The organism is Winslowiella arboricola (assembly GCF_025527015.1).
GTDB classification, from domain to species: Bacteria; Pseudomonadota; Gammaproteobacteria; order Enterobacterales; family Enterobacteriaceae; genus Erwinia; species Erwinia arboricola.
Genome location: NZ_JAODIM010000029.1, coordinates 1 through 13,398 on the forward strand (window position 1 = coordinate 1; position 13,398 = coordinate 13,398).

Annotated in this window: 14 protein-coding genes; 8 read left to right on the forward strand and 6 right to left on the reverse strand. The window is 53.1% G+C overall.

All coding sequences use genetic code 11. The features are described from left to right. Window positions 1–169: 169 nt before the first annotated feature. Both N5923_RS00360 and N5923_RS00365 read right to left on the reverse strand, forming a co-directional pair. Entirely contained in the window at window positions 170–325 is a 156-nt protein-coding gene (locus N5923_RS00360) for a Hok/Gef family protein (protein WP_267141378.1), read from the reverse strand. A 353-nt stretch (window positions 326–678) separates the two neighbouring features. Continuing rightward, window positions 679–834, reverse strand: coding sequence for a Hok/Gef family protein (locus N5923_RS00365; RefSeq protein WP_267141379.1), 156 nt, complete (start codon window positions 832–834; stop codon window positions 679–681). A 417-nt stretch (window positions 835–1,251) separates the two neighbouring features. On the opposite strand from N5923_RS00365, the gene N5923_RS00370 reads away from it, so the two are divergent. From N5923_RS00370 to N5923_RS00385, 4 genes are all read left to right on the forward strand, one after another. Beyond that, a complete protein-coding gene (locus tag N5923_RS00370; RefSeq protein ID WP_267141380.1) occupies window positions 1,252–2,025 on the forward strand; it encodes an SDR family oxidoreductase in 774 nt (257 codons plus the stop codon). Window positions 2,026–2,105: 80 nt separating this feature from the next. Next, window positions 2,106–2,963 (forward strand): co-chaperone YbbN, encoded by an 858-nt coding sequence (locus N5923_RS00375; protein WP_267141381.1) that lies wholly within the window; start codon window positions 2,106–2,108, stop codon window positions 2,961–2,963. A 62-nt stretch (window positions 2,964–3,025) separates the two neighbouring features. Beyond that, window positions 3,026–3,943 (forward strand): SPFH domain-containing protein, encoded by a 918-nt coding sequence (locus tag N5923_RS00380; RefSeq protein ID WP_267141382.1) that lies wholly within the window; start codon window positions 3,026–3,028, stop codon window positions 3,941–3,943. Beyond that, complete coding sequence (locus N5923_RS00385) at window positions 3,943–4,392, forward strand: NfeD family protein (protein WP_267141383.1); 450 nt, start codon at window positions 3,943–3,945, stop codon at window positions 4,390–4,392. Before N5923_RS00380 ends, N5923_RS00385 begins: the two co-directional genes overlap by 1 nt. Here the strand turns inward: N5923_RS00385 and cueR are convergent. Further along, window positions 4,376–4,798 carry a Cu(I)-responsive transcriptional regulator gene (gene cueR, locus N5923_RS00390; protein WP_267141384.1) on the reverse strand — a complete coding sequence of 141 codons (423 nt, stop codon included), beginning with the start codon at window positions 4,796–4,798 and terminating at the stop codon, window positions 4,376–4,378. The two genes, N5923_RS00385 and cueR, sit on opposite strands and share 17 nt — an antisense overlap. A 135-nt stretch (window positions 4,799–4,933) precedes the next feature. Then, entirely contained in the window at window positions 4,934–5,323 is a 390-nt protein-coding gene (locus N5923_RS00395) for a hypothetical protein (RefSeq protein ID WP_267141385.1), read from the reverse strand. A 271-nt stretch (window positions 5,324–5,594) separates the two neighbouring features. Between N5923_RS00395 and copA the strand changes: the two genes are divergently transcribed. From copA to ybaK, 3 genes are all read left to right on the forward strand, one after another. Further along, on the forward strand, window positions 5,595–8,108 hold the full coding sequence (gene copA, locus N5923_RS00400; RefSeq protein WP_267141386.1) for a copper-exporting P-type ATPase CopA: 2,514 nt from the start codon (window positions 5,595–5,597) through the stop codon (window positions 8,106–8,108). Between the two features lie 107 nt (window positions 8,109–8,215). Then, window positions 8,216–9,019: a TraB/GumN family protein gene (locus N5923_RS00405; RefSeq protein ID WP_267141387.1), complete on the forward strand. Its 804-nt coding sequence runs from the start codon at window positions 8,216–8,218 to the stop codon at window positions 9,017–9,019. A 169-nt stretch (window positions 9,020–9,188) separates the two neighbouring features. Further along, window positions 9,189–9,668, forward strand: coding sequence for a Cys-tRNA(Pro)/Cys-tRNA(Cys) deacylase YbaK (ybaK, locus tag N5923_RS00410; protein WP_267141388.1), 480 nt, complete (start codon window positions 9,189–9,191; stop codon window positions 9,666–9,668). On the opposite strand, the gene N5923_RS00415 is transcribed toward ybaK, so the two are convergent. Next, window positions 9,665–10,534 (reverse strand): LysR family transcriptional regulator, encoded by an 870-nt coding sequence (locus tag N5923_RS00415; RefSeq protein WP_267141389.1) that lies wholly within the window; start codon window positions 10,532–10,534, stop codon window positions 9,665–9,667. The genes ybaK and N5923_RS00415 overlap by 4 nt on opposite strands. A 90-nt stretch (window positions 10,535–10,624) precedes the next feature. On the opposite strand from N5923_RS00415, the gene N5923_RS00420 reads away from it, so the two are divergent. Then, window positions 10,625–11,059, forward strand: coding sequence for a multidrug/biocide efflux PACE transporter (locus tag N5923_RS00420; protein ID WP_267141390.1), 435 nt, complete (start codon window positions 10,625–10,627; stop codon window positions 11,057–11,059). Window positions 11,060–11,527: 468 nt separating this feature from the next. Here the strand turns inward: N5923_RS00420 and ushA are convergent, their stop codons facing one another. Beyond that, window positions 11,528–13,294, reverse strand: coding sequence for a bifunctional UDP-sugar hydrolase/5'-nucleotidase UshA (gene ushA, locus N5923_RS00425; RefSeq protein ID WP_267141391.1), 1,767 nt, complete (start codon window positions 13,292–13,294; stop codon window positions 11,528–11,530). Window positions 13,295–13,398 lie beyond the last annotated feature (104 nt).

A 13,398-nucleotide genomic window follows, 5' to 3' on the forward strand; every position in this document is an offset into this window, starting at 1 on the left:
TGCAATATAAAATTCAGATAAACCAGAGTTAATTAAATCCTGTCATCAGTAATTTCAATTATTAATTATAAAACCAGAATAATTATCATAAGAATAATTCAGGACGGGTGCTCAGGGATCTCTGCCTGACAACCAACAGACGGGGGTTACCCCCCGCCGTTGGGTTGCCTTAACCTCTGGATTCGTAAGCCAGAGTCGCCACAACCTCTGTACTACCTCGCCTGATATATAACTCGCAAAGCGAATTATGGCTTATCCATGCAACAATAAGTATTGTCACACAGATAATTATCAGACTCAGTAATCGCAGTTTTAATGGCGTCATTGCCTTATCTCCTTATTGCCTTGCGGCAGGTAAAAGGCTACCATCATGTTGTCGTGCATGAGAGTGGCCTCACTTTGACTTAATCGTCGGGGTGGGGCCTTTCTCTTTCTGTCCGTTGCCAATGCTCAGGACAAAAAAGATCCAGAGCACCCGCCGCAGAGTTTATATATCACGCCACCTGGTATGCAATATAACATTCAGATAAACCAGAGTTAATTAAATCCTGTCATCAGTAATTTCAATTATTAATTATAAAACCAGAATAATTATCATAAGAATAATTCAGGACGGGTGCTCAGGGATCTCTGCCTTACAACCAACAGACGGGGGTTACCCCCCGCCGTTGGGTTGCCTTAACCTCTGGATTCGTAAGCCAGAGTCGCCACAACCTCTGTACTACCTCGCCTGATAACTAACTCGCAAAGCGAATTATGGCTTATCCATGCAACAATAAGTATTGTCACACAGATAATTATCAGACTCAGTAATCGCAGTTTTAATGGCGCCATTGCCTTATCTCCTTATTGCCTTGCGGCAGGTAAAAGGCTACCATCATGTTGTCTGGCATGAGGGTGGCCTCACTTTGACTTATATCGTCGGGGTGGGGCCTTTCTCTTTCTGTCCCTTGCCTATGCTCGGGACAAATAAGATCCAGAGCACCCACCGCAGAGTTTACGCTTCTCACCTTTTATTTCGCAATATAAAATACTCTGAACCTGCTGTAAGAGAGTTGTTTTATATACATGCTTATAATGAATCCAATTATATTTTCACATCTTCATATATCACTCAGATAAATACGTTTTATCTCACGCAACCAATGCCTTCTTAGCGATATAACGTGTAGACTGATGGCAGGAAAACAGGATATTGCCAAAAAACGCACTATCCTGAAGCAATAAATAACATCTGCAGCGTAGAGGATTATGCAAAAGTCTATTTTAATTACCGGCTGCTCAAGCGGCATTGGCCTGGTAGCAGCTCATGATTTGCTGCATCGTGGTTATCGGGTGTTGGCCGCCTGCCGTAAAGCCGACGATGTCGCACGTATGGATCAGCTCGGTTTTACCGGTATAGAACTCGATCTTGATGATGCACACAGCGTTGAACGCGCGGCGCAGCAGGTGATTGAACTCACCGGTAACGATCTTTACGCGTTGTTTAACAATGGCGGTTATGGCGTCTATGGCGCACTGGACACCCTGTCGCGCCAGCAACTGGAGCAGCAATTCTCTACCAACTTTTTTGGCACTCATCAGCTAACAATATTACTGTTGCCGGCGCTGCTGGCCAATGGCGCAGGCCGCATTATTAATACCAGTTCGGTGATGGGATTAGTGTCAACACCGCGCCGTGGCGCTTATGCCGCCAGCAAATATGCACTGGAAGCCTGGTCTGATGCGCTGCGCATGGAGCTGCATGGCACGGGCGTGCGGGTCAGCCTGATTGAGCCCGGTCCGATTCATACCCGATTTACTGATAATGTGAACCAGACCCGGCAGGACCAACCGGTCACCAACCCGGGTATCGCGGCGCGTTTTACTCTGCCGCCGGAAGCAATCCTGCCAAAATTGCGCCATGCTTTAGAGAGTCGCTGGCCCAAAATACGTTATCCGGTAACTATGGTGGCGCACGCTATGACTATTTTGCGCCGCCTGTTGCCGGGCTGGATGCTGGATCGCATTTTGCGCAGTAACTAGACGTGTAATAATAATTTCGCTTGAAGCCAGGGGTTACGCCCCAATATCGTTACAAAGTCATCAGCAAAAGAGACGAATTCATGTCACCACAAGCTTCGATTATCAACATCAATGAATCCAACCTGCACCAGACACTGGAGCAGTCGACGTCCATACCGGTGCTGTTCTACTTCTGGTCTGAACGCAGCCAGCACTGTCAGCAGCTGACGCCGATTCTGGATCGCCTGGCGCAGGAGTATGCAGGGCAGTTTATTCTGGCTAAACTGGATTGCGATACCGAACAGGCGGTGGCGTCTCAGTTTGGACTGCGCTCTATCCCGACAGTCTATCTGTTCCAGAACGGCCAGCCGGTTGATGGTTTCCAGGGGCCGCAGCCTGAAGAAGCTGTACGCGCATTGCTGGAAAAGGTTTTGCCACGTCCGGAAGAGCTGAAGGCGCAGGAAGCCGTGGCGCTGATGCAGGAAGGCAAAATGATCGACGCGCTGCCCTTGCTGAAAGATGCCTGGCAGCTGAGCAACCAGTCGAGTGATGTCGGTTTTCTGCTGGCTGAAGTGCTGATCGCGTTAAACCGCAGCGATGAAGCCGAAACCATTCTTAAGGTCGTACCGCTTCAGGATCAGGATACCCGTTATCAGGGGCTGCTGGCGCAGATTGAGTTGCTGAAACAGGCCGCTGATACGCCGGAGATCCAGCAGCTGCAACAGCAGCTGGAAGCGGAACCAGAGAATGCCGGACTGGCGGCGAAACTCGCTCTCCAGTTGCATCAGGTTGGGCGTAATGAAGAAGCGCTGGAGTTACTGCTTATCCATCTGAAAAAAGATATGAATGCGGCGGATGGCCAGGTGCGTAAAATGTTGCAGGAGATCCTTGCGGCACTTGGCACCGGCGATGCACTTGCGGCAAAATACCGTCGTCAGCTCTACTCTTTGCTCTACTAATTCAGGAATCAAGCGGGCCGAAGCGACTCGGCCCGTCAATTTAACAGTCAGGAGGTTTATCTATGTTAGCCATTATCCCGGTACTCATCATACTGGCGCTTATTGTTGTCTGGTCTGGTATCAAAATCGTCCCACAGGGCTATCAGTGGACGGTTGAACGCTTTGGCCGTTATACCAAAACACTCTCCCCCGGACTTAACCTGATCGTTCCTTTTATGGATCGTGTAGGTCGCAAGATCAATATGATGGAACAGGTACTGGATATTCCCTCGCAGGAGATCATCTCCAAAGACAACGCCAACGTCACTATTGATGCCGTCTGTTTTATTCAGGTGATTGATGCCTCGCGGGCCGCTTATGAAGTCAGCAACCTTGAGCTGTCGATCCTTAATCTCACCATGACCAACATTCGTACCGTACTCGGCTCGATGGAGCTGGATGAGATGCTGTCACAGCGTGACAATATTAATACCCGTCTGCTGCATATTGTTGATGAAGCCACCAATCCCTGGGGCATTAAAGTGACGCGTATTGAGATTCGTGACGTGCGTCCACCCGCCGAGCTGATTGCCTCAATGAATGCACAGATGAAAGCGGAGCGTACCAAACGCGCCGATATCCTTGAAGCTGAAGGGGTACGCCAGGCCGCCATTCTGCGTGCGGAAGGCGATAAACAGTCACAAATTCTGAAAGCTGAAGGTGAACGCCAGTCAGCATTTTTACAAGCTGAAGCGCGTGAACGTGCCGCCGAAGCTGAAGCGCGCGCCACGCAGATGGTTTCTGAAGCCATTGCCGCAGGCGACCTGCAGGCGATTAACTACTTTGTCGCCCAGAAATATACCGATGCACTGCAAAAAATTGGTTCGGCAAATAACAGTAAAGTGGTACTGATGCCGCTGGAAGCCACCAGCCTGATGGGTTCCATTGCCGGCATCAGCGAGTTATTAAACGAGAGCAAGAAGGATCGGAGTAAAAACTGATGCTGGCTGAAATGATTGCCCACCCACACTGGTTCTGGCTGACGTTAGGCGGGCTGTTACTGGCCGCCGAAATGCTGGGAACCAGTGGCTATCTGCTGTGGAGTGGTATCTCGGCGGTGTTGGTTGGGCTGCTGGTCTGGCTGTTGCCACTGTCGTGGGAGTGGCAGGGCGGCATATTTGCGCTGCTGATTATGGTATCGGCTCTGTTATGGTTCCGCTGGATGCAGCGACGTGACCGTAAACAGACACCGAGTACGCTAAATAAGCGCGGCAGCCAGATGATTGGCCTGCATCTGACTCTGCAGACACCACTGGTTAATGGTTTGGGTCATGTGAAAATCGGCGACAGCAGCTGGCGCGTTCAGGCTGACAACGATCTGCCCGCAGGGAGTGAGGTGATAGTGACCGCCGTTGAGGGGATCACCCTGCGAATCAGCCCCCGGATTTAACTGTTTTACCGGTGTGACAGCAGCCTGCAAGGTTATTGATAATCGGGCAATCGGCGCTGTCATCGCCCGGACAAGCCTCCGCCAGTGCCAGCAGGCGCTGGCGCATAAGGGTTAATTGCTGGATGTGCGCTTCAATTTCCGCCACTTTATCCAGCGTACGTGCTTTGACATCAGCACTATGCCGCTGCGGATTATTAAACAGCGCCACCATCTCGCGACATTCATCCAGATTAAACCCTACCTGCCGTGACTGGCGCAGCAGCATCAGCTCTTCGATATGCTTGCTGGTATAACTACGGTAACCATTTTCGCTGCGCAGAGGCGGCGTCACCACGCCCTTTTCCTCATAAAAACGAATCGCTTTACTGGTGAGCCCGGTTTTTTTTGCCACATCACTGATATTCATCGTTGCACCTTTTATAACCACCTGTTCGCCAGCGGAATCTTAACAGATGTTGCCCGGAGAGATACCGTGTCGGCTCGCGATTTTCACCTCTCTTTGCCTGTTAATGCTTCCCCAGCCCATTAACGGATTTAAAAACTAAAATGCACCACCGGCCCCTTTCGCTATTGCTACCACAGCGACACCAATGGCAACAACGATAGCGACGGTTACAGCACTACCGCCAACCAAAGCGGACGTTTTTGTTTTAGAGAGATCTTTTCTTTCAATCGATGCTATCTGCGAGAGAGGAATTACCTGACCATTATTAGCGACAATAGAATTTGGTTCTATTTTTTCTATCGTCACCTGACCACTGTCACCACTTTTTAATTTGTATTTAATGATATCGCCAACGTACAGCGGTGGTTCTGTTTTATAATAACTGTATTGGCTGCCAATTTGTTCCGGTTTAAGCTGTACAGCGTTATAGGATGTACAGCCCCCTGACAACAATATTGATAGCATGATAATCGAAATGATTTTCATAATCCCTCCGGTCTCTGTTATTTCAGCAACCTGCAACTGCTGAAACTTACCCGTACATGATTATCGCCAGTACCAGTCCATTTCTTCGCGTAGCGCACAATACTGAAAAAATCATCAGGTCAACGAGTGAAACCAAATTGTCTGGTCAGACACCAAAGGTTGTTTTTTAATTATCAGGATAACTGCTTGACCTTCCCCTTGATGGAAGGTTTAACCTTGAATTCAATCCAGATTGATATTAAGTCAGGATGGATAATCAGGAGCGATAACTATGTCACAAACTACGTTACTGGCGCTGGACGGTTTGTCCTGCGGCCACTGTGTAAAAAGAGTCAAAGAAGCACTGGAACAGCGTACCGATGTTGAACAGGTGGATGTCACGATCATCGAAGCTCGGGTGACCGGCGCTGCCACCGGCGCTGAGTTGATAGCCACCGTAGAACAGGCCGGATATCACGCCAGCCTGCAACAGAGCGACATCCACCCAAAGCCTGACCCGTTGCCAGATTCAGACCTTCAGCCGGAAGCGCTGACAGCGGATACTCAACAGCTTCCGGCCCCCTCTTCCACCGACAGCCATCAGTTACTGATCGACGGCATGAGCTGCGCCAGTTGCGTCAGCCGGGTGCAGAATGCGCTGCAACAGGTGTCGGGTGTCGTCCAGGCAAGGGTAAACCTGGCGGATCGCAGCGCCCTGGTTTTGGGTTCTGTGACAGCCGAGGCGCTGGTGCACGCGGTGAGCAGCGCCGGTTATCACGCGGAAGTTATCGAGGATGACCAGCTGCGGCGGGAAAAACAGCAGCACAACGCCCGCCGCGCGATGCGCCGTTTTAGCTGGCAGTCAGCGCTGGCGCTGACGCTGGGTATCCCGCTGATGGTATGGGGAATGTTCGGCGATAATATGATGCTGACCGCCAGCAACCGTAGTGGCTGGCTGGTGGTCGGCGTAATTACCTTGTTGGTGATGGTGACTGCCGGTGGTCATTTCTATCGCAGCGCATGGCGCAGCCTGCTAAAAGGCGCGGCGACCATGGATATGCTGGTGGCGCTGGGTACGTCTGCGGCCTGGCTCTACTCGATTAGCGTTAATATCTGGCCCGACTTTTTCCCGATGGCGGCGCGCCATCTCTATTATGAAGCCAGTGCGATGATTATTGGCCTGATTAACCTTGGCCATGCGCTGGAGCAGCGGGCACGTCAGCGCTCCTCAAAAGCGCTGGAGCGGCTGCTGGATCTGACACCCCCTTCCGCCCGGGTGGTGACTGAACAGGGCGAGCAAACCCTGCCATTAAGCGCAGTGACGCCAGGTATGACTTTGCGTCTGACCACCGGTGATCGCGTTCCGGTGGATGGTGATATTAATCAGGGTGAAGCCTGGCTGGACGAAGCGATGCTGACCGGCGAGCCGCTGCCGCAGCAGAAATCAGTGGGTGATGCGCTGCATGCCGGAACGCTGCTACAGGATGGCAGCGTACTGTTTACCGCGCGCGCCGTTGGCAAAAACACCACCCTGGCGCGGATTATCCAGATGGTTCGCCAGGCGCAAAGCAGCAAGCCGGAAATCGGCAAACTGGCTGACCGTATTTCAGCGGTATTTGTACCAGCCGTGGTGGCTATCGCCGTGCTCAGCGCCGCCATCTGGTATTTCGTTGGGCCACAGCCGCAGCTGGTTTACACCCTGGTGATTGCCACTACCGTGCTGATTATCGCCTGTCCTTGCGCGCTGGGGCTGGCGACGCCAATGTCGATTATTTCCGGCGTCGGCCGCGCTGCCGAATTTGGCGTGCTGGTACGGGATGCCGATGCCCTGCAACGCGCCAGCAGCCTTGATACGCTGGTATTTGATAAAACCGGCACGCTGACGGAAGGTGTCCCGCGCGTTACCGATATTTTCACCTTTAATCAGATCGATGAAGCGCAGGTATTACTGTGGGCCGCGGCACTTGAGCAGGGTTCCAGCCACCCGCTGGCAAGGGCGATAACTGAACGCGCCAATAACCAAACTCTGCCGGTAACTGAGCAATTTCGTACAATACGCGGCCTTGGGGTCAGCGGCACAATTGACGGCGTGCCGATGCTGCTGGGCAACAGCGCACTGATGCATCAGCATCAGATAGATACTGCGGCAGTGGAAAGCGTGGTTAGCGCGCAGGCAGAGAGCGGCGCCACGCCGGTGTTGCTGGCGGCGGCGGGTCAGGTGGTGGCGGTAATGGCGATCCGCGATCCGCTGCGGACTGGCAGTCGCGAAGCGCTGCAACGTCTGCATCAGCTGGGCTATCGCCTGGTGATGCTGACCGGGGATAACCCGGCGACCGCCAGTGCCATTGCGCGCCAGGCCGGTCTGGATCAGGTGATTGCCGGCGTACTACCCGATGGCAAAGCGCAGGCGATTATTCAGCTGCAACAACAGGGTCACCAGGTCGCGATGATTGGCGACGGCATTAACGATGCGCCGGCGCTGGCGCAGGCTGATGTCGGCATTGCGATGGGTAGCGGCAGTGATGTGGCGATTGAAACCGCTGCCATCACCCTGATGCGCCACGACCTGAACAGCGTGGCCGACGCGCTGGCGATTGCCAGGGCCACTTTACGCAATATGAAGCAGAACCTGTTGGGTGCCTTTATCTATAACTCACTGGGGATACCGATTGCTGCAGGGGTGCTCTATCCGCTGACTGGCACCCTGCTAAGCCCGGTAGTGGCAGGGGCGGCGATGGCATTATCGTCGATTACCGTGGTCAGCAATGCCAATCGCCTGCTGCGTTATCAGCCGCCAAAGTATTGATGTACAGGGATTACCTCGCCTTGTAACTGGCGCATTACAGAGCTTTCCTCTGTTCATCAGTAAGTTTAACCGCTAGCATAAATCGTTTCCTTTCATGAGGCGGCATAATGGTTAAATTACTGCACAGAGTCAGCTCCCTGTTCAGAGCACTCTCTCCGGTGAAGTATGCATATCCGGCGCTGGATATCATGTTGCCCGCTAAGCGCCAGCTTCATCTGGTCGGCAGTATCCATATGGGTACCCGCGATATGATGCCGCTACCCGCAGCACTGCTGCAGCGTCTTAATCGCGCCGATGCGCTGATTGTCGAGGCGGATATTACCGGCGGCGCTTCGCCTTTCGCCCATAGCGAAACCCATGCGCCGCTGGAGCAGCGCCTGTCAGTGCAGAATATGCCAACGCTGCTGCGCCTCTGTGATGAGCTGGCGATTAATGCGGAGATGATCGCCTCGCTGCCGGGCTGGCAGGTAGCGCTGATGTTACAGGCGCAGCAGGCGCAACGGCTGGGGCTGCGACCTGATTACGGTATCGACTATCAGCTGTTGCAGGCCGCTAAACAGCGCGAGCTAAAAATTATTGAGCTGGAAGGGCCGGACGAACAGCTCGAACTGCTGAAAGCGCTGCCGGATAACGGTATGCCGCTGCTGGAGGATACGCTGCAGCACTGGCACACCAATGCGCGCATGTTGCAAACCATGGTGAGCTGGTGGCTTGAAGCGCCGCCGGGTCAGCGTCAGGTCGAACTGCCGAGCACATTTAGCAGTGAACTGAATGATGTATTAATGCACCAGCGCAACCAGCGCTGGTCAGATGCGTTACTAAGCATGCCGCCAGGCCGCTATATCGTTGCGGTAGGTGCGCTGCATCTCTATGGCGATGGCAATTTGCCGGATCTGCTGAAAGGCAGATAAAAAAAAGGCCAATATTAAAATTGGCCCGTCAAAGAGGAATTTATTTATGATTTTGGTTATCCACCGCAAGTGACTTGCTGATGGGATGGCGATTGTCGCTCAAAGCCTGGATTTTCGCCAGTACTTTTCTTCACCAGCTATATAAGATTATTCTGACCAAGGACAGCCCATGACCCCGGCGGTTAAACTTCTCGAAAAACATAAAGTCGCCTTTACCCTGCATTCCTACCAGCATGACAGTGATGAAACACACTTCGGCGACGAAGCTGTACGTAAGCTGAATCTGAATGCTGATCAGGTGTATAAAACGCTGCTGGTGGCGCTCAATGGCGACGCAAAAAATCTGGCAGTGGCGGTCACGCCGGTGTCGGGTCAGCTTGATTTAAAGAAAGTGGCGAAAGCGCTGGGAGCAAAAAAAGCGGATATGGCCGATCCGCTGCTGGCCCAGCGCATCACCGGCTATCTGATTGGCGGCATCAGCCCGCTAGGACAGAAGAAGCGCCTGCCAACGGTGATTGATCATCTGGCGATGCAGTGGCCGGGCATCTATATCTCCGGCGGTAAACGCGGGCTGGATATTGAGCTGGCGGCCAGCGATCTGGCAAAGTTGCTTGATGCCACGCTGGCCGATATCGCGCGCCGCGACTAATCAGGTCGCTGCGCGCAGAGCTGATCGATCATCCAGCGCCCTGCCGGCCCCGGTGGAGAGCGTTTTGACCATAGCGCATCGACCGCAATATTCTGCGGCCAGCCGTTAACTGGCAGCTCCGTCAATACCTGATGACCAAACTGCCTGACCAGCCAGCGTGGCAGGATACTCCAGCCAAAACCCTGCTCCGCCATCTCCAGCAGCAACAGATACGACGGTGCTGACCATACTTTGCCCACCGGTCGGTCACTGTCATTCTGCGTCCAGGTATTCAGCCGTAACTGGCGTTCAGGAGTAAGCTGATTCCAGCTGACCTTGCTCTGCTGCGCCAGCGAATGATCCTGGTGAATATAGATCGCCATCTGCGCCTGCACCTGCAGACGTGAGCAGGCGATATCCGGCGGCAAATGCGGCTGTGCCCGCACCACCCCAATATGCGCGCGCCCCATCTGCAGCGCGTCAATCACATCGGCATCTTCAGCAATCATGCAGTCAAATTCGATCAGCGGATAACGCGCCGCCAGCCGCTTCAGCAAAGACTCATGATGATCGGTCTGCCAGAAATCGGAGATCGCCATGCTAAGAAAAGGCTCTTCCTCACCCGCCAGGCGCACCGCAAGCTCCTCCAGCCGCTCGCTGGCAGCGAGAATTTCCTTCACCTGCGCCAGCGCGCGCCGTCCCTCTTCGGTCAGCACTGGTTGCCAGGCCTCGCGGTTAAACAGCGCGAAACCGAGATCGGCTTCTAAATTTGCCACGGCGGTACTGATAGTAGACTGACTTTTACGCAACGCACGTGCGGCGGCGGAAAACGAACCGCTCTCAACAGTCTGAACAAAGGCTTCCAGTGATTCAGGTGAATAACGCATGGCACTCTATCGCTTTTATCGATGGATACTCATTTTATTTTATCAGTAAAAACGATGAAAATAGCTGCCGAAACCGATTAAGGAGCAAATATGCGTACCAGAACACTGAAAGAACGTTTTTTACATGCTGCAGGCTTTGAGGTGCTGGCAATTCTTATTGTTGCGCCCGCAGCGGCCTGGATTATGGATAAACCGCTGTTTCAGATGGGCGCACTGGCGATCATGCTGTCGACTGTCGCCATGGTGTGGAACATGATCTATAACAGCATTTTCGATCGCTTTTATCCGCCGGGCAAAACTAAGCGTGGTCCAGCCCTGCGCGTGGCGCATGCGCTGGGTTTTGAAGGGGGCTTTATTCTTATGGGTCTGCCGCTGGCGGCGTGGATGCTGGGGATCAGCTTACTGCAGGCGTTTATGATTGAGATGGCCTTCTTCCTGTTCTTCCTGCCCTACACCGTATTTTATAACTGGATGTGGGATACCTTGCGGCAGAAGCTGATGGCGCGGCGGGCATGTGAGGTTTGATAAATTGGTCGGGCGCAGCTCAGGAGCACTTTAAGGTCAACTGCTGAAGGTCAAAATCAAGGGCATTTCTTTCGTCCTGAAGGCCGACCGACCCAGGGCCGACAGTCGCCCCGGCACTGGGAACCCACCTCCCATACCTCGCCATCCTGCAAATTATTTCGCAGTGAAACACCGCGCTCACATTGATGGTTTTGACCTGGAGGCGGCATTAAGAACGCTGAGTAAAAACCTCACTCCAGGATGAGCCGCATGGACGCGGCGAAAGAGTTGGCCGTGCCGGGAGCACGTCCAACCCGGTCCGTCAGGAGGGAGGGTTTTGCGAAGGAACCCGCACAGCGGGCGTTCGCCCTGCCGCAAGCGCGGATTGTTAAGGCCCGCGCTTACGGGCCTTAACTCGCTCGCCACGTGGGCGAGCGAAACGCCTTTGACCTGGACCTGGACCTGGACCTGGACCTTAAAAACATAAAACTATAACGAAGCGGTATCCATCTTTGGATACTTCGGCGCGCGCAGTTTCTCAGGCTCCGCCGCTTTCTCTTTCTCTTTCTCTTTCTCTTTCTCTTTCGCCTGCTTCTGTTCGGCGCTGAGATAAACTATTTCCCCCTGCGGAGCAAACTTCGCCGCATCCAGCGGGGAATTCTGCTGAATATACTGTTTCAGCACTTCCGCATCGACAAAACCGGTATTGACGTAGCCGGGCAGATTACTGACCATCGGATAGCCGTCACCGCCAGTGGCATTAAAACTCAGTAGCGCCATGCGGTAGGTTTTATCCATTTGCAACGGTTCACCTTTGATTTTAATCTCGCTGACTCCTTCGCCATCCGCCACCAGGCTGACGTTAGCAAACTGCGCGTAAGCACCGGAATCCACCTGCTTATTGGCAACAACTGCCAGATACTTCTCCACTTCGCTGCCTTTGATATCGACATAGGTCAGCGTATTGCCAAACGGCTGCACCTTCAGCACATCTTTATAGGTGATCTCGCCCTTCTCGATGGAGTCACGTACGCCCCCGCCACTCATCACCGCAAAATCAGCCTTCGTACGATCCATCTGCGCACTGAGGATCAGCCGCGCCAGGTTGGTTTGCACAAAGCGCACTTTACTGCGATCGCCTTCCAGATGATCGTTAACGCTGCCGATCTTCACTCCCAGCTGCGCTTCACCTTTTTTCTGGTACGGGGTCAGCAATTTCATCATCGCCGGATTTTTATCAATTTGCTGGGTGTAGTTAACCCAGCTTTCCGAGCCATCGCTGTTTTTCACTTTGTGCTTCAGGTTAACCGGCAGCAGCGCATAATGCTCCAGCGTCAGTTTGCCATTGAGGAAAGTGAAATCCGCGCGACCAACATATTTGCCCCACTCATGCGCCTGCACAATCCAGGTGCCGTTCTGCCGATCCGGCGCGCATGGGGTACCCGGCACATAGTCGGCCTGTTTCACATTGTCGCTGGCCATACAGACAGGATCCTGGGAGTGACCGCCGACAATCATATCGAGATAACCTGCCGGCAACTCGCGCGCCATCTCCACGTCACCCGGCGCATTGGAACCATGTTTGCCGTTATCGTAGTGACCCATATGGGTCGCGGCGATAATCACATCCGGCTTCTCTTTCGCACGCAGCTCTTCAACTACCGCTTTCGCTTCGGTGGCGGGTTTACGGAACTCCATATCAGTAAAGTATTCCGGATTGCCGATTTTGGCGGTGTCATCGGTGGTTAAACCGATAACTGCGATTTTCAGTCCCATACGGTTAAACAGCGCATAGGGCTGGAACAGACGCTTACCGGTGCTTTTCTGGTAGATATTGGCGGAAAGCAGCGGGAATTTAGCCCACTTTTGCTGCTGGCGTAACACCGGGAGCGGATTATCAAACTCATGGTTGCCGAGCGCCATCGCATCGTAACCAATCAGGTTCATACCGCGGAAATCAGGTTCGGCGTCCTGCAAATCGGACTCCGGCACGCCGGTATTAATATCACCACCGGAGAGAACCAGCACCTGCCCGCCATGGGCCTGCACATCATAGCGAATAGTGTCCACCAGCGTTTTCTGCGCGGCCAGACCATATTCATCGTGATCGTTATTCCAGAAGCGTCCGTGATGATCATTGGTGTGCAGCACGGTAAATTTATAAGTACGGCCTTTTTCCCATGCCTGGACCTGCAGTGATGCGGCCATTAATGACAGCAAAAGGGTTCCCAGCACCGTTTTTTTGGTAAAACGCAAAATCGATCTCCTTGTCAGCAACGCCATCTGATTATCTCGCCAGTGTAGAACGCCAGTGAAGATAACATCAACGCTTTCAATTTTTTGAGACTGCGCACCGATTA